The sequence below is a fragment of the Paraburkholderia sp. BR10936 genome, from assembly GCF_040965735.1.
Taxonomy (GTDB): domain Bacteria; phylum Pseudomonadota; class Gammaproteobacteria; order Burkholderiales; family Burkholderiaceae; genus Paraburkholderia; species Paraburkholderia nodosa_A.
In genome coordinates this window covers 62,583-86,824 of the sequence record NZ_JBFRCM010000007.1, presented here as the reverse complement: position 1 = coordinate 86,824, position 24,242 = coordinate 62,583, and the positions used below count along the sequence as shown (strand labels likewise).

Below are 24,242 nucleotides of genomic sequence, written 5' to 3'. Positions count from 1 at the left end.
GACTCGCGTCACGCACCCGCGTCTGCGCTTTGGATATCGTCAGTTGGGATCGATCGGTGGCCCCGGCGGGCCCGAGTCCACCTGTCTCATCGTGGCCGCGGGGGGGCCCGCGCCCTGTGCCACGTGGCCGGCGCCCTGTGCCATGTTGCCGGCTCCCTGAGCCGCGATCGAACGCGAGAGGATCTCCCGCGCTTCGCCGCTCGACGAATCGACGGTCAGTGCGTGCCCCGCGTTATGCCAGGCGCACACCCACCGCCCATCGCGCGCGCAAAGCCGCGCGTAGCCAAGCAACGAATCGCGCTGATCTTCGCGCGACGTCAATTCGGCCTGCATTTGCAGCGCGGAGCCGTTGCCCGGTTGTGCCGCGAGCGCGGAATTGATCGCACTGCGTGCAGGCCCGAGGCTGTTCTTGTCGAGGCTCGCGCGCGCCATCGCCAGACTTCTCGAGACGTCGGCCCGCGAATCGGCGGCGGCCTTCGCTGCGGCGACCTTCTCTGCGTTGGCCTTCGCGGCCGCGACCTTCTCCGCGTTGGCCTTGTCTGCCCTGGCCTTCGCGGCGGCAATCCTCTCCGCGTTGGCCTTGTCTGCCTTGGCCTTCGCTGCAGCGAGCGCGCGCTCTTCCGCAGCGCTCGGCGGTGGTGCGGTCTCCGCGCGAGCGGTCGCCGTACGCGGCGGCTGCACTTGAGCAGGCGTCGGTTGAGGCGCCGGCGCCGGTGCGGGCGGCGCCACATGGGCCACGACGGGCGGCGGCGCGGTATTGACTGGAGGCGGCTTGACGCTCGCGACCGGAGGCGGCGGCACACTGGCAGCCGGAGGCGGCAACTGCGCGACGGCTACGGGCGGCGCGCTGAGCACCGTATGCGGCTTCGAGTCGTGCGCGGCCGGTGTGGCCTTGGGTCCGAGAATCGCACCCTCCACGATCTGGGCGCCCGGGGTCGGCTCGCGCTCGGTCCGGTGCGAAATCATGTACGCGGTCAGCAGGAACGCGATCGACACTACGCTGCCAATCGCATAGAAGGGCAACCACGAGCGCGGCGCCCGAGGCGCCTCATCGCGCGGCTCGTAATCGCTGTCGCGCGGCGCGCCGCCACTGAAGCTGAATGCAGAAGGGTTCCACTGCGTGCGCGCATGGCGCGCGAACCCATCGTGCCATTCGGGCGCGACGGATTCGCTGGCCGGCGACGTGCGCGGGCCAGAGGAAAGCTGCTTCGCGCCGCACTGAGGACAGATCATCAGTGGCGCATTAAAACCGGTCCCGCAGTATGGACATCCCCACGGACCAGACTTGGATCGGCCAGGTTCGTTGAACATTGCAGGCATGGAAGCTTTGACAGGATGGTTTCGGGTTGGCTACCGGCGGCTGGTGCGCGTCGCAGCGGAGGCAACCAGGCGGCCCGGATTCGAAGTATTCGCTGTAGTCTCTACTCTATTGCGCAGATCGTTGGACGGTTGTAACAAATAGTCGATTTGAATATGAGCTACTTCGCCGCGAAGTTCAACCGGCATAATCGGCCAGATGGCGGATAAGGACAGGCGGGATTTCGACCCCCGCGGGGGCCGCTCCGGGCGTTCCATGATGGCCGCGCTGCGCAGGCAGATGGGCCCGCTTGATGCGTCCCCGCGCCGTGACATCTTGATACAGAAATCGTGTGGCTGACTGTGGCTGATACGCCATGAGCGCAGCGTTCGGAACGCCTGCGCGGATATTTCGCCCTCGATTTGCGTGCCAAATCGCGACCGCGACCCGTTTGTTTTCGGCTGTTTTTTAAGTACGTTGGTGACGCCGCGAGCCCGCGCCCCACAGTGTCACGCCTTCAACGCGTCCTTGTAGACGCGGCCATCCTTCATGATCAGGCTCAGGTTCTGATCGGGGTTGGCCAGCAGCGTCATGTCCTGGAGCGGGTCGCCCGCCACGATCAGCAGATCCGCGTATGCGCCCTCCTCCAGCACGCCGAGCTTGTGCGGATACGGATTGCGCTCGCCCGCCATCGCGAGCAACTGTCCGTTCGTGGCAGTGGCCATGCGCAACGACTCGGCATTCGAATACCAGCGCGTCATGTGCCCGAGCATCGTGCCTTGCCGTGTGGCCAGCGCCTGCGAAAAGATCAGGTCCGTGCCGAACGCCACCTTGAGCCCATGCTTGCGCGCGAGCTTGTACATGTTGTCGGTCCCGGCTGTCACCTCGAGAAACTTTTCGCGGCTCGACGGCGCCAGCGGCGCAACGTCCTCTTCGCTGGTAAATGGTTGCGTGCTCAACCACGTGCCGTTCTTCGCCAGAACTTCAGCCGTCCGGTCGTCGATGAGGTGTCCGTGCTCGACGCATTGCACGCCGGCAGCCACCGAGCGCTTCACCGATTCCGGCGTGTAGGCGTGCACGAGCACGTAAGTGCCCCAGTCGGACGCCGTTTCCACCGCGGCTTTCAGCTGCGGCTCGGTGAACGTGAGCATGTCGAGCGGACTGCGCGGGGTCGACACACCGCCGCAGCCCACGAGCTTGATCTGCGTGGCGCCCATCATGAACTGCTCGCGCACACGCAGGCGCACTTCGTCGGCCGTGTCGGCGATGGCGGCAGCGCCGGTGCGTTCGATCTCGCTGATCTGGCTGCTCGTGCGCGGTACGTCGGTCAGCAGACGAAAGTCTCCATGGCCGCCCGTCGTGGTGATCATCGCGCCGCAGGGGTAAATGCGCGGGCCGCTCAGCATGCCGGCGTCGATGGCCTGTTTCAAGGCGAAAGCGGGACCCCCTACGTCGCGAATGGTCGTGAATCCGCGCAAGAGTGTGCGCTGGGCCTCCGCGCCCGCGGCCAGGTAGACGAAGCTCAGATCGGACTGGAGGATGGTCGCGATCGGGACCGCAGCGAGAAGCGAATGCCAGTGCATGTCGATGAGGCCCGGCATCATCACCTTGCCGCCGCAGTCGATCACGCGCCCGCCCGACGCGTTCTGCGCGTCAGGCGCGCCCCGACGCAACTGCGAAATGCGGTTGCCATCGACGACGAGGGACATGCCGTCCTGCAGCGCCGCGGACTTGCCGTCGAACAGGCGAAAGTTCGTGAAGGTCGTGGGCTGGGCGGGAGCGGCGGCGCCAGGCTGCTGCGCGCTGCTGAACTCGGGCAGCACCGCGCTCAACAGGGATGCGCCCATGCCGATCAGGAAGCCGCGACGGGCAAGATCGGCGCTGATGCGGCGACTGGCGAACTCCGCGAGCGCCTTGTCGCCCAGGCAGGCGGAGACAGGGCGGATTGCATTGCCGCGGCGGTCGATTCTGGAAGCCATAGTTCACCTGTGAAAGTAAGCTACGCATTTATTCTGCACGCCTGACTACATCGTCCTTCGTCAACAGCAGCGCCAGCGGCCGTGTCGAGCTGAACGCAGAGAAAATGATCGTGAGTGCCACGGTGCCCGGCACGGCGAGAAAGGCGCCGGGTATGCCCCACAGCGCCGTCCATGTGGCGAGGCTCATCAGGATGACCGCGGGGCTCAGGTTCAGCGACCCCGCCATCAACCATGGATCGAGCACGTTGCCCATCACGAAGTTGATCGCGGAGAGCGCAATGAGCAACGTGATCGACTCGTTCCACTGGCCGAATTGAAGCGCGGCGAGCAAGGCGGGAAGCGCAACGGATATGAGCGACCCCGCATACGGCACGAAGTTGAGCAGCACGATGAGCACGGCGAGCAGCGGCGCGAACTCCAGCCCGACCAGATGCATGCAGATCCAGCTGAGTATGCCGAGCACCACGCCGAGCAGCGCTTTCAACGCGAGATATGTGCCGATCTTCGAATTGATGGCGTCGATCACGGGCTCCATGTCCGCCTTGCCGCGCATGACCGCGGAGAGCTTGCGGCGGAACCGCCCCATCTCGACCATGAAGAACGCCGTGTACAGCAGAACGACGAGCGTCGTTGCCATGAGCGAAGAGAGCGAGCCGAGCAGCGAGGTGAGCAGCGACTGGACGTTGACGGTCGCGAGCAGCTCGCGGCGGAAGGCCGTCCACGAAGCCTCGGTCTCCAGATGAAACAGCGCGGTGATTTTTGCGAGCAAGGCGAGCAGCGTGGCTTCGTATTTCGGCGCCACGGCCAGCATGCGGTCAGTGTCGGACAGCAGCAGTTCGGTCGCGACCCACGCGGCCACGAGGATGAGCGCGGCCGCGCTCCAGTAGCGCGCCCCCGCGCGAATGCGCGTGCCCACGTGAGGCACGCGCCGCAGGATTTCAGCGAGCCCGTAGATCACATACGACGTGATGATCGCGAATGCGATCGGCACCAGCACCGGGCGCCCGATATACAGCACCCACCCCGTGATGACGGCGATGACGACCACGCAGGTGAACGTGACGAGATCCTGTTTCATGGAGATGCTTGGGATGACGAACCACGTTGCGTTGATGTTGTAGACAGCGGTTGCGTACAGCGTGTCGCGCGGCGAAGCGGGGACCAGGCACGAGACGTTTGCAACCCATCCACGCCTCGCCGCGCACATCCGGCCCTCAATAAAGCGTCTTCGGGGCGCGATCGGCCGCCACTTCGCAAGACTAGCCGCTTTGAAGAAGACGTGCGCGCTAGCTGGCGAGGAATCCGAACAACCGCGCCGCGGCTTTTCGTTGCGCGCACATCGACTCTTCGCGCGGTCAAAAGATCTCTCCTGCATTTAAGTCACGTTTAAGCAGCTAAACGTACCTTACGCGCACCTTCACCCTCTCTTCGAAGACCATAGCAATGAGTACCATCAAATATCGGCGCCGGGGCCTGATCGCCGGTGTAGCGGTGGCGCTTGCCGGCGCCTGGGTCGTGAGCCATGAGCACGCCAGCGCGGACGAAAGCCCCATCACGAAAACGACGTTATCGGCACCCGTGCCGAAGGCAGACGACGTCCGGGGCTCGGCGCCCAACTTCTCGGCGATCGTCGCGCAGTACGGCCCGGCTGTGGTCCATGTCGAGGTCGTCAAGGAAAACCCGGACTCCGAAGACGGCCATTCGGGCGCCCTGGGTTCGGGCTTCATCGTGAGCCAGGATGGCTACATCCTGACGAACAATCACGTCGTCGAAGGCGCGGACGACGTGACGGTCAAGCTCACCGACGGCCGCAAGTTCCCCGCACGCGTGATCGGCACCGACAAGGCAGGCGACGTGGCCGTGCTGAAAATCGCCGGCACGGGTTTCCCCACGGTGAAGATCGGCAATCCGGCGAACAGCAAGGTCGGCGACTGGGTCGTCGCGATCGGCTCGCCCTATGGTCTCGACAACACCGTGACCTCGGGCATCATCAGCGCGAAGTCGCGCCAGCTTTCGGAAGATAGCCCGACGCACCTGATCCAGACCGACGTGCCCGTCAACCCGGGCAATTCGGGCGGCCCGCTCTTCAACCTGAACGGCGAAGTCATCGGCATCAATTCGATGATCTATTCGCGCACGGGCGGCTTCCAGGGCCTCTCGTTCGCGATTCCGATCGACGAAGCCATGCACATGAAGGATCAGATCGTGCAGGGCGGCGGCCACGGCAATGGCACCACGCTGGCTCGCAATGCGCACCCGCGTCTGGGCGTGGCCGTGCGCGCGCTCAGCGGCGACGAAGCGCAGCAGATCGGCGTGGAAGGCGGCGTGCTCGTCGTGAAGGCTGGCGGTGCGGCAAAGGCGGCTGGCATCAGCGCCGGCGACGTGATCATCGCGGTCAACGGCATCGAGGTGGACAACGTCGAGCAGCTGCAAAGCATGATCGCGCGGGCACGCAGCAACGTATCGATCGTCGTGGCCCGCGACGGCGAGCAAATGACCGCACAGGTCGAGCTCGCGCCGCACGCATAAACCCTGGCCGGGTCCGGGCCTGGCGCGCGCCAGACGCGCGCTCACGGCCCGTGGCTCGCCAGGTAGTCGATACGCTCGACGATATAGTCGTAGAAGGGGTTCCACGAAAGCCGCGTGAGAAGCCCCGCCCCCACGATCAGCGCCCCGGTTTCGCCGCGTACGGACTGGGCGCCCAGATGGATGCCCAGGTCGTCGTTGGGATCGGGGTTGCGGCCGTACAGCGAATCGGTCACCGGAAACGGCAAGGCCACGTGTGAAAGCGAATAGACATCGAGCGGATAGTCGAGCCCCGTGGGTTCGACTTTCGCCGTTGTCTCGTTCGGCGCCGTACTCTCTTCGACGACGTGCGGCGAGGTGGCGGAGGCGTTGGTGAGCACGGTCAGGCGGTAACGCAGTGGCGGCACGGGCGAGAGACGGCGCAGCGCGTCACGCATCGACGCGCGCAGCAGCGGGCTCCATTGCGCCGTGCGATTAATGTCGAACAGCACGAGCTCGCTGCCGTTGGCAGGCAGTTGCGCATACAGCGAGCTGACGATCGCGCTCGTGCTCACCGTGAAGTCGAGCACGGACTGGAACGTGAGCGTGGGCGGCAGCGCCGCCAGCTTGCCGTTGCGCGCCGCGTCCGCCACTTCCTGCTGGATCTTGCGCGTGACCCGCCACGACTGGCGTGCCCCGTTCACCGGAAACGAGTTGTACTTGAACGGATTGAATTCCGGCACGATGTCGAGCCACGCGGCTTTCGCAAACGCAGGCAGGATCGCGGGCAATGCCGCGAGCCCCGCAAAGCGCGCGAAACGCGTAATGCCGATCATCGGCGAAAGCAGGATCAGGCGGTCCGCTTTCGGCAGGCTCGGGTCGTCCAGCGCCTCGAGCGAGTATTGCAGCGCGAGCGCGCCGCCGTTCGAAAAACCCACGATATGCAGCGGCGCAGGCGCCGGCACGAGGTGCCGCGCTTCGCGCACGGCGAGGCGCGCGGCCGCCTCCCAGTCTTCCGCCGTCACTTCGGTCAGCCCCGAGGGCACGGTGCCGTGCCCCGGCAGGCGCACCGCCACCACCGCGAAGCCATCTTGCTGATAGCGCTGCGCGATGTGCCGCAGGCTATAGGGAGAATCGGTCAGCCCATGCAGCATCACGGCCACGCCGCGCGGCGCGCCCTCTGGCATAAGAGTGTATGAGCGGTTCCAGTTGGTACGAAAGTGCCCGGGATAAATCGGGCTGCCCGAGAAGTAACGATTGGCGGGAATGCGTTCGTCCGCCGGCAGCTTGTCGGTCACGTTTTTCTTCACCGAGTCGAACAGGCGGTTCTCGTTGGCGATGTATTCCTCCCACGTCGCATGATCGATTTCGTGCGCGTGCATGTCTTCCGGCACGTACGTGTGCCACAGGCTCAACGGCGCCTTGCGCTGCGCGTCGAAGAACCGCACGCCGGCAATGCACACGAATGCGATCAGCACGAAAAGGGAAATCCGCTTGATCCAGCGAAGGAGCCACGCTCTCGTCAAGAAATTCGCCATGTCCGGTCAATGCCTCGTGAACGGGTGGCCGGCCTTTCCTCGCGCTAGCGCGGGAAAACCGGCCAGATGAGCGGTACCAGCGTGACGGTGATCACGAGCGCCCCGAGGGCAGCCGGCGAGCCCACCATGAAAAATTCCCGGAACCGATAGCCGCCAGCGGTGCTGACGAGCGCATTCACGGGCGTCGAGATCGGCGACATATAGGCCGCCGACGCGGCAACCGCCGTCGTCATCGCGAACGGATACGGAGACGCATGCAGGTGCGCCGCCATCGCGAGCACCACGGGCGCCATCAGCACCGCCGTCGCCGTGCCGGAAATCACGGTGCCGATCACGAGCGTCAGCAGGAAAACGGCGCCCAGCAAGCCGTGCGCCCCCCAGTTGCCGGCCACGCGCAGCACGGCGTCGGCGGCGATATCGATGCCGCCCGTGCGCTGCAGCGCGATGGAAAACGGCAGCATGCCCACGATCAGCACGAGGCTGCGCCAGTGAATCGCGCGATACGCGCTGTCGAGGCTCACGCAACCGGACGCGCCCATCAGCAGACACCCGATCAGGCCCGCGAGCACGTTCGGCACGCGCGGCGTGAGCATCATCGCGATGACGAGCGCCATGATGGCGAGCGCGTGCAGCGCCTTGTGCGGCACCGGCACGTAGGCATCGCTTTCGACCGGCATGGCGAGACACACGATGTCGCGCTCCACCGACTGCATCGAGAAGATGTCGATCCACGGCCCGACCACCAGCAGCGTGTCGCCCACCTTGAGCTGCGTGGCCTGCAGGTCCTGCTCGAGCGCGGCGTCGGCGCGGCGCAGGCCGACGACCGTCACGCCGTGCCGACGCAGCGCCGAGGAACTGCGCGCGACGTTGCCCACGAGCGACGAGTCCGGCGGCACGATGACTTCGGCCATGCCCACGTCGTGCGACTGGTCGGTGAAGTACGCGCCCGACATGCGGCGCGTCGCGAGCGCATAGCGCGCGCAAAACGCCTGCACGTCGAAACTCGCGGATTCCACGTCGAGTAGCAGCACGTCGCCGGGCGCAATGCTGCTGTCCGCGGTCGCGGGCAGGACCGTCGCGCCCATGCGCGTGCGCCGCTCGATCGCGACGACGCGCGCCACGGGGTCGTCGTCGAGCCCGGTGTGGCCGAGCGTCTGCCCGACGAGCGGCGAGTCCCCGCCGACCTCGAGGCGAAAGGCGCGCCCTTCGAGCGAATAGCGCGCGACCCAGTCGTTCAGCGACGGGCGCGTGGTCGCCTCCGCGCCATCCGTGCCGGTCAGAAAGCGCCTTGCGAACAGCATCCAGCCGATGCTCGCGGCGAGAATCGGCACGCCCAGCGGCGTGATGGCGAAGAAACTGAAGGGCCGGTAGCCGCGATAGACGAGCGCGCTGTTGATGACGAGATTCGGCGTCGTCGCGACGAGCGTGAGCATGCCGCTCGTGAGCGCCGCCATGCTGACCGGCATGAGCATGCGCGCGCGCGACACGCCCGACTGGCGTGCGATGCGAATGACGATGGGAATGAAGATCGCGACGACGGCCGTCGAGCTCATGACGGAGCCCATGACGCCGACGATGATCATGATCAGCACGACGAGGCGACGCTCGTTGGACCCGCCGCGCTCGATCAGGTAGTCGCCCACGCGCTGGGCGACGCCCGTGCGCGCGAGCGCGTCGCCCAGCACGAAGAGCGCCGCGATGAGGACGATGTTCGGGTCCGAGAAACCGGCCAGCGCCTCGTTGACCGTCACGATGCCCGAGAGCGACAGCGCGACGATCATGATGAGCGCCACCGCGTCCGCGCGGGGCCGGCCGATCAGGAACATCGCGATCGCGCAGGCCAGACAGGCAACGGTCATCAAAAGGTCGGTAGACACGATTTCGCTTTGCCTGCTCAACGGGCCTGGGAAACCACTGCTACCGCAAATAGTGCCGGATTTTGAAAACTTACGTTTCAGCGCGGCCTTGGGCCGTCATGCCTGCGACGCCGCCATTTCAATGCAACGTTTGTGAACGTCCAGGCCTTCACGACTCCAGCAGCGAAACGCGGTTGCGCCCCTGGTGCTTGGCGCGGTACATGGCTTGATCGGCCTGGTCGAGCAGCGAGCGCGCCAGCGCTTCGGGACTCGCGGCACCGGCATTCGTCTCGCTGTTGAGCCGATACGCCGCCACGCCAATCGACACGCTGAGCGCAATGCGCTCACCCTCGTCGTCGAGCACTTCGAGCGCCTCGACCGCAATCCGGATGCGCTCCGCAACGGCCAGCGCGTCGGGCAGCTCGCACATCAGCAGCGCGACGAACTCCTCGCCGCCGTAGCGCGACACCGTATCCCCCACGCGCACCTGCTGCTTCAGGCAGGTGCCGATGGCGCCCAGCGCGAGGTCGCCGGTTGCGTGGCCGTGCGTGTCGTTGATCTGCTTGAAATGATCGATGTCGATGAAGAGGCACGACATGGGCGCCGCGTGCGAACTCGCGCGCCGGATCTCTTGATGCAGGCGCTCGTCGAAATAGCGGCGGTTAGACAGGCCCGTGAGCGGGTCGGTCACGCCGGTCTTGCGCAGATGCTCGCGGTGAGCGACGTTGTCGAGACTCGCCGCCGCAACGCGGCTGAAGCGCGCGAGCAGATCGGTGCCCATGCTGGCATCGAAACGCGCGGAATCATCGCTTGCGAGGCACAGATAGCCGAGCAGTTGAGTGCGGTTCAGAAGCGGCAACACGATCGCACTGCCGATCGTGGTCCGCGCGTCGAAGAAGGTCTCGCTCACTGCGGGCTCGAGATCGCTCAGTTCGCGCACGCGGCCAAGCCACGGCTGGTTTCCGGCGCACAGACGCGACAGCGCGAGGCCGCCCTGGAGCCCCGATCGCAGATTCGCTTCGAGGTCGGCGCGCCCGCAGTCGGATTCGAGCAGATCGCGTAGCAGCGGCGTACGGACGTCGAGCCAGAGGCCGGCGCAAGCCAGCCGGAACACCTCGGGCAGATAAACGAATATCCCTTCGAGAAAAGCGCACCAGTCGTGCGCGCCGATCAGGCGCAGTTCCACGTCCTGGAACGACTTCGATGCGCGCTCGTTGCGCTGAACGGTTTCGATTAGCGCAGCAAGATCCAGTGAAGGCTGAGTCCCGGGATGTGTCACGATGCATCGAGAATATTCCGAAGCCTGCTATTACGGCAGCCTGGGGACAGACTTGAGCGTCGAACGACGACACCCGCGCGGCGGCGGCCTGTTCCAACGGAGTCAGGGCAAAAGAAAAGACCGCTGTCCGTGAGGGCAGCGGTCTTGCTTATGGTCACAGGCTGCTGTTATTTCGCTGCCGGCGACCTTACGCTCGGCCTCGCCAGCGAGTTGTTGTCAGGGCCGCCGGGGGCCGGCGCCGCGCTGTTGTCCATGCTATTCGGCGACGCAGCGCTCATGCCGCTGTCCGAGCCCGTGGCGCCTGGCGTGCCGTAGCCGCTCGTTGCATTGGTATTGGCTGCGGCAGCCGGCGACGTAACGCCTGGGGTTGCCAGTGTGTTGTTGCTCTGTGCATACGCACCGGCGGACAGCGTGAGCGCGGCAACGGCCGCGATCAATGTGCTGGTTGTCTTGCTCATGACTTGCTCCTCCTTTGATTGGACTGGAATTCCGGCACAAACGACCCGCGATATTTCTCATTGGGCGGTCGTTATATGCGGCTCACGACGATCAAATCGCGTAACTGTTCGCAGTGGTGTACGTAAAGCAAACCACTACCAGTTCATGTCAAGTTTAGGAAAGCAATCGCGGATAATTAAGCGCATTGTGCGCAACGATTTATTTCGTTTTTTGGCAATTACCCGTAATGGCGTAATGGATTTATCGGCCTGTAATCCGGGCGCGGCGCGGTTCGATATGCGGTTCGGCGATTTGACGTGGCATTTGCGAGAAGCCTTTTTTTGGCGCCCTGATTGAAATCCACCTCAACGATTTACAGCGCATTTTGCGAGACTACATTTCGCATCCATATTGCGGAATATCGGTCGCCTTCATTGCGGCACACATAATCGGTCTGCGCGATTTTCGTTGCATGCGCATCGAGGTCATGAATCGTCTCTGCATTGGCATGCGGCCCGCAGCGTGCCGGCAAAAACCGTACGAAGCGCGAGCGAGGCCACCGAGGCCACCGAGGCCAAAATTTTCACGTCGTGCGAGCGATCTCCTTGCTATTTCTTCGATATTTCGACTATTATCGAATAATGGAAACGAACCAGACCATCGCCGCACTGGCGGCTCTCGCGCACGAGTCCAGGCTCGCGATCTTTCGCGCCCTCGTTCAGGCAGGCCCCGAAGGCTTGCCCGCAGGCCAGATCGCTACCCTGCTCGACGTGCCCCCGTCGTCGCTCTCCTTCCATCTGAAGGAGCTGTCTCACGCGCAACTCGTCACGAGCCGCCAGGAAGGCCGGTTCGTTTTCTACTGCGCGAACTTCGCGACGATGAACGGCCTGCTGACCTACCTCACCGAGAACTGTTGCGGCGGCAATCCCTGTTCGCCGACATCAATGTGCTCACCCTCCACGGAGAAGCAGTCATGAAGCGCTTTCACATTCACGTCGCCGTTGCGGATCTCGCATCGAGCATCCGTTTCTACTCGGCGCTGTTTGCCGCTGAACCGACCGTCGTGAAGAGCGACTACGCGAAGTGGATGCTCGAGGACCCGCGCGTCAATTTCGCGATCTCGCAGCGCGGCGCCGCACCGGGCCTGGATCACCTCGGTGTGCAGGTCGAGAACGAAGCCGAACTGGCCGAAATGCACGCGCGGCTGGAAAGCGCGGCATTGCCGGTGGATACGCAGCTGGATACCGCGTGCTGCTACGCGAAGTCGAACAAGTACTGGAGCGTCGATCCCCAGGGCATCGCGTGGGAGTCGTATCACACGCTCAATGAAATTCCCGTGTTCGGGGAGTCGCGCAATACGCCGACCGGTGCACCGGCCCGCGAAGTGGCTGCGTGCTGCGCGCCGTCGTCGGACAAGCCGGCTGGCAATCCGGCCAGGTCTTCGGCGTGCTGCTGAGTAGCCGCGAACGATCCAGCGGGAACGCCATGACGACCAACGTATTGATCCTGTGCACGCACAACTCCGCTCGCAGCGTGCTGGGCGAAGCCATGTTGAATCACCTCGCTTCGAAGGCCGGCAAGGACGTGCGCGCGTTCAGCGCAGGCAGCGCGCCGGGCGGACGCCTGAATCCTTTCGCCGTCGAGTCGCTCGAGCGCGCGGGCATCGACGTGAGCGGCTACCGCAGCAAAAGCTGGGACGAGTTCGCCGCCAGCCATGCGCCGGTCATGCGCATCGTCATCACCGTCTGCGACAGTGCCGCCGCCGAGACGTGTCCGTATTGGCCTGGCAGTCCCGTCAAGGTCCACTGGGGCTACCCGGATCCTTCTCTCGCGCCCGGTGGCGATGAAGGCAAGCGCGTGGCGTTCGAACTCACTCGCCAGGCGATCGGTTATCGCATGCTGCAACTCCTTGCGCTGCCGCTCGAATCGATGAGCGACGAGGAACTTCAGCAGGCGCTCACTGCAATCTCCGGATCATGACCGCAGTCACGAGTCTCAAGCGCAAGGTCCTGGCCGAGTTGATCGGTACGGCCTTGCTGCTCGCCGTCGTCATTGGCTCCGGCATCATGGCGCAACGGCTTGCGGGCGGCAACGCGGCGATCGCGCTGCTCGCCAACACGCTGGCAACCGTGGCCGGACTGTATGTGCTGATCGAGGTGTTTGGGCCCTTGAGCGGGGCGCATTTCAATCCCGCCGTCAGCGCTGTCATGGTGCTGCGCAGTGAACTGCATGCTCAGGAATTGCTGCCGTACATCGCTGCGCAACTCGTCGGCGCGCTGCTGGGTGCATGGCTCGCGCACGCCATGTTCGACCTGCCCATCGTCGAGCTATCGAGCAAGGTGCGCGCAGGCACCGGACAATGGATTGCCGAAGCCGTGGCGACTGCAGGTTTGATCCTCGTGATCCTGCGCGCGCCGGGCGAACGCGCCGCGATCATGGTGGCGGCGTACATTGGCGCCGCATACTGGTTCACGGCATCGACATCGTTTGCGAATCCGGCCGCAGCGTTCGGACGCATGTTCAGCGACACTTTTGCAGGCATTGCGCCTTCCAGCGTACCCGCCTTCGTCATTGCCCAACTGATTGGCGCGGCGACTGGCCTCGCGCTGCATACAGCCTTCGAACCGCGCAAGCTACGCGTTGGTCACCCGAACCTGGTTGAGTCGTCCGGCGAACACGGCGACGCTCGCTAATGCGCGCATGCGGCTCAGCTGCAGCTTCGCGAGACAAAGCCCGCAGGAGGATCCCGGAGACCTGTCTCCGGGCTTTAGCGTATGCGCCCGGCCGGGCGCAAGGCCATAGTGAGGGGATGATCAGGACTCGTTCGGACGGATCGTCAGCGCGTTCTTGACCGACGTGACGCCTTGCACGCCCGTGGCGACTTCGGTGGCGTGTTCGATCTGCGACTGCTCCGGCACCGAGCCCTGCAGGACGATGGCGCCGTCACGCGCGCGCACGGTGATGTTGGCAACATCGATCTTCTTGTCCTTGGCGAGAGCGGTGCGGACCTTACGGCTGAGCGCGCGATTAGCGGCCTTGGCCTGCTTCGATTGCGCCTTCGACGGGGTTGCCTGTTGCTCGGCTGCGGCAGTCGCGCCGCTAGCTGCGTCGCCCTGCGCATAGGCGTGCAAAGACGCGGCCACGAGAGCCGTCGCCGCGGCCAGCTTGAATACCTGAATAGCCTTCATGGAATTTCTCCTGTTGTCACAGTCTTGTTGTCGGCCCACGAACGGGCCGGTGCACTACACCAGCTACGACTAAGCATTCGCGCGCCAGAAACGGCGCCAGACGCGATGCCACATTTTTCGACGACATCGCATCCATTCGCGCGAGCGCGCGGCAAATTATAAGAATGAAAGGAACGGCACAGGTCGGAGAAAATGCGGCCGAATCATTAGCTTGATATCGGTCCCGTCATGGAGTAGGCACACCGTTCGTGACCACGGGCTTGTGGTCACATCGCCCGCTCCCTTAATTGCATCCGTCAACGATCGAACGGCTTCGATGCGCTATTTCCGCGTTGGGAGCGAAATGGCGCGCGCAAACGGTCGCGCGTGGGCGGCAAAATTCTGCCAGGCGTCGCATTATTACGACGCCGGTTTTGCCGTTGGATCAGCGCGATGACCGGCTTCCTCTTGCACTGCGCGACGCATCGGATTTCACTATTGCCTCGCGTTCGAGCCATGAACGGAACAACGCGACCCGTTCATCGCCGGACTTCTCGTCCGCCACGTAAGTGCAATAGCTGCGCGATGGCAGACGTGGGCCAGCGAACGGTGCGACGAGCCGGCCAGCGGCAAGGTCGTCGGCGACCAGCGCGGTGGGCCCCATCGCGATGCCGATTGCGTCGATGGCAGCCTGCAAGGTCAGAAAGAAGTGGTCGAAGGTCAAAGCGGCGGCCGGCCTCAGGTCGGGCATCTGCACGCTCGCCAGCCAGTCGGGCCAGAGCCGCGGAAGACTCGACGTGTGCAGCAACGTGTGCTCTCGCAAGTCGCCAGGCGAGCGCAGCGGTACGCGCTTCAAAAGCGTAGGACTACAGACCGGAAGCCGCTCCTCGGACAAGAACGGTTGCATCGAATAGCCGTAGAAGGTGTCCGGGCCACCCCGGATGACGAGGTCATAGTCGTCCTTCAGACTCTCCAGCGGCTCGTTCGACGTCTCCACCTTGACGTCGATGTCGGGATGGCCGGCGCGGAATTTCGCCAGCCTCGGCACCAGCCAGCGCAGCGTGAATGTCGCGGGCGCATTCACGGACAGGGTTCGGGAGACCGTTTGCGGCGTGCCGTATCGCGCGGTTGCCGCCGAGAGCTGTTCGAACAACGGGCCGATTTCCGCCAGATAGTGCTTCGCCGCCGGCGTCAGCGCCACGCGGCGGTTGTGCCGCTCGAACAGCGACGCGCCAAGCCACTCCTCCAGCAAGCGCACGTGCTGGCTCACTGCACCGGGCGTCACGTGCAGTTCCGCGGCGGCGTCCTTGAAGCTGCCGAGCCGGCCTGCGGCCTCGAAGGCTCGCAGGGCGTTGAGTGGGGGCAACACCGGTTTCATTCGCGAGAGTTTATCTAACGTAAGCACCCAATTTATCTGGTTTGTTAGCCCGTCACAAGATAGATATCCTTCTTGCTAGACCATTCATGCATCCCTGCCCGCACCCTCATGCTCAGTTATACCGGCGGTATCGTGCTGTTCGCCGCGCTGCTCCACGCGAGCTGGAACGCGATGCTCCACGGCAACCGCGACCGGTTTTTCTCCATGGCGTGGATGAGCATCGCCATCGGGCTGGTTGCCACGCTCGTCATCCTGTCCGTACCCTCGCCGGCCCGCGCTTCGTGGCCCTACATCGCCGCGTCGGGGCTCGTGCATGTCTTCTACAACGTGAGTCTCGTGCGCTCGTATCGCCGCAACGACCTGGCGCTCGCGTACCCGATCGCACGAGGCTCGTCGCCGCTGCTCGTCACGCTCGGGGCGGCACTGTTCGCGCATGAAGCGATCGGCCCGTTGCACGGTCTCGGGATCGTGATGATTTCGGGAGGCATCATCGCGATCGCGCTGCAGGGGCGTCACGTGTCGCGCGCGGGCGCACTCGCCGCGCTGACGACCGGTGCAACGATCGCGCTCTATACCGTGATCGACGGCATCGGCGTGCGCCTGTCCGACGGCCAGCCGCTCAGCTACACCGCATGGATGTTCCTGTCCTATTGGACGATGCCGGCGCTGTTCGTTGCGCGCCGCGGGCCCCCGGCGCTATGGACACCGGTACGCGCCGAGCCGCTGTCGATCGCCTCGTCGCTGGCCGGCGGCCTCGTGTCGATCGGGGCGTATGGCATCGTGATCTGGGCGCTGCAGGCGGGCGCGATGGGCGCAATATCGGCGTTGCGCGAGACGAGCGTGGTGTTCGCGGTGCTGATCGGGCGGACCTTTTTGCGGGAGGCGGTGAGCGGATCGCGCTGGCTCGCCTGCGTGGTCGTCGCGGCCGGTGCGGTTTGTCTCGGGCTCTGAGATGATTTCACGCACACTGTTTGCTACCCGTGCTGCATCGCGCAACTGAGCACGCAACTTGAGTTCGAAGGAGCGCCCCATGCTTGACCATATCGAAACCGACCTGCTCGACATCGCCTATGACGAACAGGGCGACGCGAATGGATGGCCGGTCGTGCTGCTGCACGGCTTTCCCTATGACATCCGCGCATACGACGCGGTGACGCCACGCCTCGTATCCGAGGGCGCCCGCGTCATCGTCCCCTACCTGCGGGGATACGGCCCAACGCGCTTCCTTTCGCCCACGACACTGCGCTCGGGCCAGCAGGCAGCGCTTGGCGCTGACCTGCTGGCGCTGCTCGATGCCCTGCAGATCGAGCGGGCCATCCTCGGTGGATACGACTGGGGCGGCCGCGCGGCATGCATCGTGGCGGCGCTCTACCCGTCGAGGGCGCGGGGTCTGGTTTCCGTCAACGGCTACAACATCCAGGATATCGCCGCTGCCGCACAGCCAGCCGACCCCGAAAAGGAACACCGCATGTGGTACCAGTACTACCTGCACGGCGAGCGCGGCCGCACTGGGTTGATTGAAAAACGGCGCGAATTCTGCCGTCTCCTGTGGTCACTCTGGTCGCCGACCTGGCACTTCGACGACGACCTCTACGCGCGCACGGCAGCGTCGTTCGACAATCCCGATTTCGTCGACGTGGTGGTCCATTCTTACCGTCACCGTTTCGGACTGGTCGAAGGCGATCCCCGCTTCGACGACATCGAGCGACGCCTCGCCGCCACGCCGCCGATCACCGTGCCGACGATCACGCTCGACGGCGACGCAGACGGCGTCCAGCCGCCCGGCGCACGAGAGACAAGCTCGAAGCGCTTCAGCGGGCGCCATGAGAACCGCATCGTGCCGAATGCAGGTCATAACCTTCCGCAGGAGGCGCCAGAAGTGTTCGCCAAAGCGGTGCTCGACGTCAACGCGTGGGCAGGTTGACGCCGCGTCCTTGCACAACACGCTTTATTCGAGAGGAGAAGCTAAAGACATGGTAGGCGATACGAACCAACGGGCAGGCCAGTGCCATTGCGGCGCAGTGCGTTTCGTGGCGACGCTAAGCGACGGCTTCAACTCGATCCGCCGCTGCAACTGCTCTTACTGCCGCATGCGAGGCGCGGTCATCGTCGCGGCCGAAACGGGTGGGATCGAATTCCTGCAGGGCGAGGAGATGCTAACGGACTACCGCTTCAACACCGGAGCGGCGCGGCACTTCTTCTGTTCGCGCTGCGGCATCGCCACCCATCTTCAACGGCGCTCGAATCCGAACCTGTATGGCGTGAACGTGGCTTGCCTCGACGGCGTCAGCCCGTTCGATTTCGCCGAGGTCCCTGTCATGGACGGCGTGAATCATCCGAACGACACCGGCGGGCAGGCGCGTCTGGCGGGCATGCTGCGTTTCATCGCAGCCAACTGAGGTCTCAGCGCCATTCGCATATCGAAGTGAAGGCTCAAAAAAACCGCCGCACTTTCGCGCGGCGGCTTTCGCCAGAAGCTGGCAAGCGTAGCAACAGCAAGGAAAATCAGCCGAGCCCGCCCATCATCAGGTACTTCGTTTCGAGGTACTCGTCGAGCCCGTACTTCGAGCCTTCGCGCCCGAGCCCCGACTCCTTCACGCCACCAAAAGGCGCGACTTCCGTCGAGATGATGCCCTCGTTGATGCCGACCATGCCGCTTTCCAGCGCGCCCGCCACGCGCCAGACGCGGCCAATGTCGCGCGCGTAGAAGTAGGCGGACAGGCCGAAGTCGGTATCGTTCGCCGCCTGGATCGCTTCTTCCTCGGTTTCGAAGCGGAACACCGCGGCAACGGGGCCGAACGTCTCTTCGTGCGCGAGCATCATGCCGCCGTGCGCGCCCGTGATGACCGTGGGCTCGTAAAACGTGCCGCCCCGCGCATGCGGGTGGCCGCCGCACGCAATGGCGCCGCCCTTCTCGAGCGCATCGCTCACGTGCGCCTCGACCTTGCGCAACGCCGCGCCGTTGATGAGCGGCCCCTGCGTGGCGCCCGGCTCCATGCCGCCCGACACGCGCAACGCGCGCACCGCCGCAACCAGCTTCTCGACAAACGCGTCGTGCACGCCGGCCTGCACGTAGAAGCGGTTCACGCACACGCAGGTCTGCCCCGTGTTGCGGAATTTCGAGGCCATCGCGCCTTCCACGGCGGCATCGAGATCGGCGTCGTCGAACACGATGAAGGGAGCGTTGCCGCCCAGTTCGAGCGACACCTTCTTCACCGTATCGGCGGCAGCGCGCATGAGCAGCTTGCCCACGCGCGTCGAACCCGTGAACGAGATCTTGCGCACCGCCTTCGAGGCCATCAGCGTGTCGCCGATCGCCGGAGCATCGCCCGAAACGACGTTGAACACGCCGCGCGGAATGCCCGCCTCGACCGCCAGCTCGGCGAGCGCGAGCGCCGAAAGCGGCGTCTCTTCCGAAGGCTTGAGCACCATCGTGCAACCTGCCGCGAGCGCCGGGCCGGCCTTGCGCGTCACCATGGCGAGCGGGAAATTCCACGGCGTGATCGCACCGACCACGCCCACGGGTTCCTTCGTCACGACAATGCGCGCGCCCTTCTTCGGCGCGGGAATCACGTCGCCATAGGCGCGTCGCGCTTCCTCCGCGAACCACGTGAGAAAGCTCGCCGCGTACGCCACTTCGCCCAGCGATTCTGCGTACGGCTTGCCCTGCTCGGCCGTCATGATGCGCGCGAGGTCTTCGCGATGCAGGTGCATCAGCTCGCCCCAGCGGCGCACCTTCGCGCCGCGCTCCGCCGCCGTGGCGTCGCGCCACGCAGGGAACGCGTGTGAGGCCGCCGCCACGGCCTGCAGCGCTTCGCGCGCACCGGCGCGGGCCACTTGCGCGAGCGGCGCGCCGGTGGCCGGGTCGATGATCGGGTAGGTCGCTTCGCTCGCCACCCATTCGCCGTCGATGAAGCTCGAGGTGCGCCACAGGCGCGCTTCTTTCAGTCCGTCAATCGTCAAGCTCGTCATGCTGCGATCTCCAGGCGTCGCGCCGCGCGCGGCACGCGCGGAATGCGCGCGCTCACGTAATCGTTGATCACGTCGCACGGCGTGTAGTTGCGCTCGAGTTCGTAAAGCTCGTCGGCGCTCAGTTGCGTGTCGAGCGCGGCGAGCGCGCTTTCGAACTGCGCGACGGTGTCCGCGCCCACGAGCATCGACGAGATGCCCGCGCGCCCCAGCACCCAGGCCTGCGCGATCTGCGCGCACGACACCCCGCGCGCCGCCGCGACTTCGGCCACCGAACGCGCGATATCGCGCGAGGCTTCGTCGTCGTACATCTGCACGGTGAAGAAGTCGGTCTGGTTGCGCACCGACTTCACGTCGCCGGAAAGGAGGCCTCGTGCGAGCGGACTGAACACCGACACGCCCACGCCCTGATCCTGGCAGAACGGAATCATCTCGCGCTCTTCCTCGCGATACGCGCAGTTCAGCTGCAGCTGCATATTGATGGGTCGTGCGAAGTGATAGCGCTCGCACGCCTGCAGAATCTTGGCGAACTGCCAGGTGAACATCGTCGACACGCCGATATAGCGCGCCTTGCCTGCGCGAACGATGTCGTTCAACGCGTCCATGGTTTCTTCGACCGGCGTATTCACGTCGAAGTAGTGCAGCATGTAGACATCGACGTAATCGGTTTGCAGCCGGCGCAGCGAGCCGTCGATGCCTTCCATGATGTGCTTGCGCGAGTGGCCCTGGTTATTCGCGCCATTGCCGATCGGATACCCGACCTTGGTCGTGAGCACGAGTTCGTCGCGCTTCGCAAGCCGCCGCACGATGCGCCCCACCACTTCTTCGCCCACGCCGGTCGAATAGAAGTCCGCGAGGTCGATGAAGTTCACGCCCGCTTCGAGCGCGCGGCGCACGATGGGCTCGCTCTGCTCTTCGTTGTAGATCCAGGGCTTCCATTCCGGCGTGCCCATGTTCATCGTGCCGAGGCACAGGCGCGACACCTTCAGGCCGGAGCGGCCAAGTTGCACGTATTGCATCGTAGTCACCTGTAACGATTGGTGCGGCTCAAGCCGCCCTGGCCTTCGGCGTGTAGAACGGATTGCTGATCTGATCCTTGATCTTCGCAATGTCGTCGAGTTTCGGCAGCCCGTTCATCGCAGCGCGAATGGCCGTCTTGCAGGCCACGTAATTGTTCTCGTACACGGCGTCGAGGTCGTCGCACGACCAGTTCACCCAGTTCGCCGTGACGATGCACCACTCGTTCTCCGCTTGCGGCGGCAGCGTGCCGTCGAGCATCGCTTCCGTCACCGCCTTCGCGATGGCCGCCTGCGAGGCGCCCCACGTGGCGTTGCCGTGCAGGTCGCCGCGAATGTCGGCCTTGTTCACGTAGAGCGTGGCGGGCTTGACCGGCACGTTGGGCTGCGCCACCACCATGAACGGCACGTGCCCTTGCGAAGGCGACGACAGGCTGTTCGTAAACGCCTGTCCCACCGGGCCATTGCGCGGGCCGATCATGATGTTGATGTGGGCAGCGTTTACGCCTGGTCCAGCGAAACCTTCGCCGATATAGACTTGCAGGTCTTTCATGTTTGACTCCGTCTCCTGTGTACATGGGTTCGAATTTGGCCAGACGCATTCCAGCACACGCCGCAATCGCCCAAAAGCTATGAAATCTCATGGGGGCATGACGCGCAGTCATCGCTCTCGCATGCATCATTCGCGTGATGAAAGTGGCATGAGATCAGGTAATGCATCGATGACTATTCGTTGCTTCGCAACCCGAAATGCCACGGCTAGACTCTGGTCGGATTGATTCGAAAAGCGGCGGCCCCACGCTGGCCCGCGCATACAATTCCAATCACTGGAGACGACATGAGACGTATCACGCTGGCAGGCGTGCGTATTGCCGCCGCCCTCGCGCTGACCTGCGCGGCCACGAGCAGCTTTGCAGCCCCCGGCTGGTGCCAGGCGGGCAAAACCGTGAAGCTCGCGCAAATCACCTGGGAAAGCGGCGCGCTGATGACCGAAATGGTGCGCACGGTGCTGGAGAAGGGTTACGGCTGCAAGACCGAAGTCGTGCCCGGCGCCACGGCCGCCACCGAAACGGCGCTCACGAAGAACGACCTGCAGGTGTGGGCCGAGCACTGGACGGGCCGCAGCCCCATCGTCGCGCGCGGTTTGAAGGACGGCAGCGTGAAGCTCGTGGGCGAACTGATTCCCGGCGGCGACAAGGAAGGCTGGTACGTCCCCGACTATGTGATCAATGGCGACGCCAGGCGCGGCATCAAGCCCATGGCGCCGCAACTGCGCTCCGTCGCGCAACTGCCGCAGTACAAATCCCTCTTCATGGACGACGAAGAACCCGGCAAGGGCCGCTTCTACAACTGCCCCGCAGGCTGGGACTGCGAACGCTTCAACAACCGCCTGCTCACCGCCTACAAGCTCGGCGACGACTACACGAACTTCCGCCCCGGCACCGGCGGCGCGCTCGACGCGGCCATCGCTTCGGCCTACGAGCGCGGCAAGCCCATTCTGTTCTACTACTGGCAGCCCGCCGGCCTGATGGCGAAGTACCACTTCGTGCAACTCGAGGGCGCGCCGTACTCCGACGCCTGCTGGGACACCATTGCCGATCCGAAGGGCGCGCCGTGCGCCTCCGCGTTCAAGGTCTCGCATCTGAAGGTCGCGGTCTCCACGCCGTTCTACGACGCCGAGCCGGACGCCGTCGCGTTCTTCGGCAAGGTGAGCCTGCCGCTCGCGCTCGACGAACAACTGGTCCAGCAGATGCACGACAAGAAGCTCGACGCCTCCACGGTCGCGCGCACGTTCTTCGAGCAGCATCCGGAAATCTGGAAGCAATGGGTCACGCCGGAAGTCGCGGCGCGCGTACAGGCCGGCCTGCGCACGTAAGCAACGGCACTGTCCGCACGACGGTACGCATCACATGACACACGCAGAATGAGGCTCACCATGGGATCTCCCTTTCTTCACCTCTCGATCGCCGACTGGGTCAACGATCAGGTCGCCGCGTTCGTGCAGCGCTACGGCGACGCGTTCCACAACTTCAGCGTGCTCATGCTGCGCGACCTGCTCGTGCCGCTCGAAAGCCTGCTGCGCGCCACGCCTCCCGTCGTCGTGCTCGCCGCCGTGGGCCTGCTCGGCTGGCATGCCTCGCGGCGCATCGGCGTGGCGCTGCTGTTCGTCGTGCTGCTCTGGCTGATCGGCTGCTTCGGGCTGTGGGACAAGCTCATGCAGACCTTCGCGCTGATGGTCGTCGCCACGCTCATTTCGGTCGTGCTCGGCGTGCCGCTCGGCATTCTCGCGGCCTCGAGCAGCGGACTGCGCCGCGTGCTGCTGCCGGTGCTCGACGTCATGCAGACGCTGCCCAGCTTCGTGTACCTGATTCCGGTGCTCATGCTGTTCGGCCTCGGCAAGGTGCCCGCGATTCTCGCCACGGTCGTCTATGCGCTGCCGCCGCTCATTCGTCTGACCGATCTCGGCATCCGCCACGTGGATGCGGAAATCGTCGAAGCCGCGCGCGCCTTCGGCACCACGCGCATGCAACTGCTGTTTGGCGTGCAGTTGCCGCTCGCGCGGCCGAGCATCATGGCCGGTATCAACCAGACCACGATGATGGCGCTTTCGATGGTCGTGATCGCCTCGATGATCGGCTCGCGCGGTCTTGGCGAAGACGTGCTCGCGGGCATCCAGACGCTCGACGTGGGCAAGGGCACGCAAGCGGGCGTCGCCATCGTGATTCTCGCGATCGTGATCGACCGCATCAGCCAGGGCTACGGCCAGGGCCGGCGCACACGCGGTCTCGCGCGCAAATCGAAGCAGCCCTCGCGCATTCCGTTTCGCCGCGTTCGCGAACAGGAAAGCACAAGCGCCGACGCGGCCAACGGCAGCGAGCTGACGAGCCAGCCGGCCAAGTAACGAACGCGAAGGCAAAAGCGCCGGCACAATGGCGGAGACCCGGCCGGCGCATCCAGCATACGCAATGAGCATGCAATGAGGTAACGATCATGAGCGGCATCGAAGTCAAGAACGTCTACAAGATCTTCGGCACGCGCGAAAGCAGCCAGCGCGCGCTCGAACTGCTGCGCGGCGGCGCGGGCAAGGCCGAGGTCCTCGAGAAGACCCGCTGCAACGTAGGCCTGAACGACGTGAGCCTGTCGATCGGCTCGGGCCAGATCTTCGTGATCATGGGTCTGTCGGGCTCGGGCAAATCCACGCTGGTGCGTCACTTCAACCGGCTCATCGAGCCGACCGTGGGCGAGATCCTCATCGACGGCAAGGACGTGCTCAAGCTCTCCGACAATGGCCTGCGCGATCTGCGCCGTTACGGCGTGAGCATGGTGTTCCAGAGCTTCGGACTCCTGCCTCACCAGACGGTGCTCAACAATGCCGCCTATGCGCTGGCCACGCGCGGCGAAAAGAAAGCGGCGGCGCACGCGAGCGCGCGCGAATGGCTCGGCAAGGTGGGCCTCGCGGGTTATGCGGACCACTATCCCGACGAGCTTTCGGGCGGCATGCGCCAGCGCGTGGGCCTCGCCCGTGCGCTGGCCGCGAACACCGACGTACTGCTGATGGACGAAGCGTTCTCCGCGCTCGATCCGCTCATCCGCACCGAAATGCAGGACCAGCTGCTCGAACTCCAGGCCACGCTCAAGAAGACCATCGTGTTCATCACGCACGACCTCGACGAGGCGCTGCGCATCGGCAACCAGATCGCGATTCTGCGCGACGGCCGGCTCATCCAGTGCGGCACGCCCGACGACATCCTGCACCGCCCCGCCGACGACTACGTGCGGCGCTTCGTCGAGCGCCGCGCCGGGACGACGCACTAAGCCG

General features: G+C 64.8%; 22 protein-coding genes and 1 pseudogene. 11 read left to right on the top strand and 12 right to left on the bottom strand.

Translation table 11 applies throughout. The features are described 5' to 3' along the window. Positions 1-39: 39 nt before the first annotated feature. From AB4Y36_RS16825 to AB4Y36_RS16815, 3 genes are all read right to left on the bottom strand, one after another. On the bottom strand, positions 40-1,233 hold the full coding sequence (locus AB4Y36_RS16825; RefSeq protein ID WP_368683614.1) for a hypothetical protein: 1,194 nt from the start codon (positions 1,231-1,233) through the stop codon (positions 40-42). Between the two features lie 573 nt (positions 1,234-1,806). After that, positions 1,807-3,276, bottom strand: a complete 1,470-nt coding sequence (locus AB4Y36_RS16820) for an amidohydrolase family protein (protein ID WP_368683613.1) — start codon at positions 3,274-3,276, stop codon at positions 1,807-1,809. Positions 3,277-3,304: 28 nt separating this feature from the next. Continuing rightward, complete coding sequence (locus tag AB4Y36_RS16815; protein ID WP_069267055.1) at positions 3,305-4,354, bottom strand: AI-2E family transporter; 1,050 nt, start codon at positions 4,352-4,354, stop codon at positions 3,305-3,307. 533 nt (positions 4,355-4,887) lie between these two features. On the opposite strand from AB4Y36_RS16815, the pseudogene AB4Y36_RS16810 reads away from it, so the two are divergent. Further along, positions 4,888-5,784 (top strand): annotated as a pseudogene (locus AB4Y36_RS16810) (S1C family serine protease); the annotation flags it as partial. 62 nt (positions 5,785-5,846) lie between these two features. On the opposite strand, the gene AB4Y36_RS16805 reads toward AB4Y36_RS16810, so the two are convergent. The 4 genes from AB4Y36_RS16805 to AB4Y36_RS16790 all read right to left on the bottom strand — a co-directional run bounded on the left by AB4Y36_RS16805 (position 5,847) and on the right by AB4Y36_RS16790 (position 10,912). Then, positions 5,847-7,319, bottom strand: coding sequence for an alpha/beta hydrolase (locus tag AB4Y36_RS16805; RefSeq protein ID WP_368683612.1), 1,473 nt, complete (start codon positions 7,317-7,319; stop codon positions 5,847-5,849). A 44-nt stretch (positions 7,320-7,363) separates the two neighbouring features. Further along, positions 7,364-9,196 carry an SLC13 family permease gene (locus tag AB4Y36_RS16800; protein ID WP_368683611.1) on the bottom strand — a complete coding sequence of 611 codons (1,833 nt, stop codon included), beginning with the start codon at positions 9,194-9,196 and terminating at the stop codon, positions 7,364-7,366. Between the two features lie 148 nt (positions 9,197-9,344). Continuing rightward, the gene (locus AB4Y36_RS16795; RefSeq protein ID WP_368683610.1) at positions 9,345-10,454 is read right to left on the bottom strand and encodes a DUF484 family protein; all 1,110 of its coding nucleotides are present in this window, start codon (positions 10,452-10,454) and stop codon (positions 9,345-9,347) included. A gap of 167 nt (positions 10,455-10,621) precedes the next feature. Beyond that, positions 10,622-10,912, bottom strand: coding sequence for a hypothetical protein (locus AB4Y36_RS16790; protein ID WP_069266991.1), 291 nt, complete (start codon positions 10,910-10,912; stop codon positions 10,622-10,624). A gap of 621 nt (positions 10,913-11,533) precedes the next feature. On the opposite strand from AB4Y36_RS16790, the gene AB4Y36_RS16785 reads away from it, so the two are divergent. From AB4Y36_RS16785 to AB4Y36_RS16770, 4 genes are read left to right on the top strand one after another with little or no spacing between them, the layout of a single operon-like run. Continuing rightward, positions 11,534-11,869: an ArsR/SmtB family transcription factor gene (locus tag AB4Y36_RS16785; RefSeq protein ID WP_368683609.1), complete on the top strand. Its 336-nt coding sequence runs from the start codon at positions 11,534-11,536 to the stop codon at positions 11,867-11,869. Then, complete coding sequence (locus tag AB4Y36_RS16780; RefSeq protein ID WP_368683608.1) at positions 11,866-12,348, top strand: ArsI/CadI family heavy metal resistance metalloenzyme; 483 nt, start codon at positions 11,866-11,868, stop codon at positions 12,346-12,348. The genes AB4Y36_RS16785 and AB4Y36_RS16780 overlap by 4 nt, the downstream gene beginning before the upstream one ends. A gap of 29 nt (positions 12,349-12,377) precedes the next feature. Continuing rightward, the gene (locus AB4Y36_RS16775; protein ID WP_368619183.1) at positions 12,378-12,872 is read left to right on the top strand and encodes an arsenate reductase ArsC; all 495 of its coding nucleotides are present in this window, start codon (positions 12,378-12,380) and stop codon (positions 12,870-12,872) included. Beyond that, the gene (locus AB4Y36_RS16770) at positions 12,869-13,585 is read left to right on the top strand and encodes an aquaporin (RefSeq protein ID WP_368683607.1); all 717 of its coding nucleotides are present in this window, start codon (positions 12,869-12,871) and stop codon (positions 13,583-13,585) included. Before AB4Y36_RS16775 ends, AB4Y36_RS16770 begins: the two co-directional genes overlap by 4 nt. Before the next feature lie 120 nt (positions 13,586-13,705). Here the strand turns inward: AB4Y36_RS16770 and AB4Y36_RS16765 are convergent, their stop codons facing one another. Together AB4Y36_RS16765 and gcvA are read right to left on the bottom strand one after the other, a co-directional pair. Continuing rightward, positions 13,706-14,080 (bottom strand): BON domain-containing protein, encoded by a 375-nt coding sequence (locus tag AB4Y36_RS16765; protein WP_069266997.1) that lies wholly within the window; start codon positions 14,078-14,080, stop codon positions 13,706-13,708. A gap of 424 nt (positions 14,081-14,504) precedes the next feature. Then, positions 14,505-15,437 carry a transcriptional regulator GcvA gene (gene gcvA / locus AB4Y36_RS16760; protein ID WP_368683606.1) on the bottom strand — a complete coding sequence of 311 codons (933 nt, stop codon included), beginning with the start codon at positions 15,435-15,437 and terminating at the stop codon, positions 14,505-14,507. A 108-nt stretch (positions 15,438-15,545) separates the two neighbouring features. On the opposite strand from gcvA, the gene AB4Y36_RS16755 reads away from it, so the two are divergent. The 3 genes from AB4Y36_RS16755 to AB4Y36_RS16745 all read left to right on the top strand — a co-directional run bounded on the left by AB4Y36_RS16755 (position 15,546) and on the right by AB4Y36_RS16745 (position 17,836). Beyond that, positions 15,546-16,388: an EamA family transporter gene (locus tag AB4Y36_RS16755; protein ID WP_368619182.1), complete on the top strand. Its 843-nt coding sequence runs from the start codon at positions 15,546-15,548 to the stop codon at positions 16,386-16,388. A gap of 79 nt (positions 16,389-16,467) precedes the next feature. Continuing rightward, positions 16,468-17,361: an alpha/beta fold hydrolase gene (locus AB4Y36_RS16750; RefSeq protein ID WP_368683605.1), complete on the top strand. Its 894-nt coding sequence runs from the start codon at positions 16,468-16,470 to the stop codon at positions 17,359-17,361. A gap of 106 nt (positions 17,362-17,467) precedes the next feature. Then, positions 17,468-17,836 (top strand): GFA family protein, encoded by a 369-nt coding sequence (locus tag AB4Y36_RS16745; RefSeq protein ID WP_368683604.1) that lies wholly within the window; start codon positions 17,468-17,470, stop codon positions 17,834-17,836. Positions 17,837-17,942: 106 nt separating this feature from the next. On the opposite strand, the gene AB4Y36_RS16740 is transcribed toward AB4Y36_RS16745, so the two are convergent. Genes AB4Y36_RS16740 through fae form a run of 3 tightly spaced genes read right to left on the bottom strand, consistent with a single transcriptional unit; the run spans position 17,943 to position 20,975 of the window. Further along, positions 17,943-19,409 (bottom strand): NAD-dependent succinate-semialdehyde dehydrogenase, encoded by a 1,467-nt coding sequence (locus AB4Y36_RS16740; protein WP_368683603.1) that lies wholly within the window; start codon positions 19,407-19,409, stop codon positions 17,943-17,945. Next, the gene (locus tag AB4Y36_RS16735; RefSeq protein WP_368683602.1) at positions 19,406-20,425 is read right to left on the bottom strand and encodes an aldo/keto reductase; all 1,020 of its coding nucleotides are present in this window, start codon (positions 20,423-20,425) and stop codon (positions 19,406-19,408) included. The genes AB4Y36_RS16740 and AB4Y36_RS16735 overlap by 4 nt, the downstream gene beginning before the upstream one ends. 28 nt (positions 20,426-20,453) lie before the next feature. Then, positions 20,454-20,975: a formaldehyde-activating enzyme gene (gene fae, locus AB4Y36_RS16730; RefSeq protein WP_342949403.1), complete on the bottom strand. Its 522-nt coding sequence runs from the start codon at positions 20,973-20,975 to the stop codon at positions 20,454-20,456. Positions 20,976-21,260: 285 nt separating this feature from the next. On the opposite strand from fae, the gene AB4Y36_RS16725 reads away from it, so the two are divergent. The 3 genes from AB4Y36_RS16725 to AB4Y36_RS16715 all read left to right on the top strand — a co-directional run bounded on the left by AB4Y36_RS16725 (position 21,261) and on the right by AB4Y36_RS16715 (position 24,238). Then, positions 21,261-22,298 (top strand): ABC transporter substrate-binding protein, encoded by a 1,038-nt coding sequence (locus AB4Y36_RS16725; RefSeq protein WP_368683601.1) that lies wholly within the window; start codon positions 21,261-21,263, stop codon positions 22,296-22,298. 60 nt (positions 22,299-22,358) lie between these two features. After that, entirely contained in the window at positions 22,359-23,324 is a 966-nt protein-coding gene (locus AB4Y36_RS16720) for an ABC transporter permease (protein ID WP_368683600.1), read from the top strand. Positions 23,325-23,413: 89 nt separating this feature from the next. Then, on the top strand, positions 23,414-24,238 hold the full coding sequence (locus tag AB4Y36_RS16715) for a glycine betaine/L-proline ABC transporter ATP-binding protein (RefSeq protein ID WP_051481489.1): 825 nt from the start codon (positions 23,414-23,416) through the stop codon (positions 24,236-24,238). The last annotated feature ends 4 nt before the right edge of the window (positions 24,239-24,242 follow it).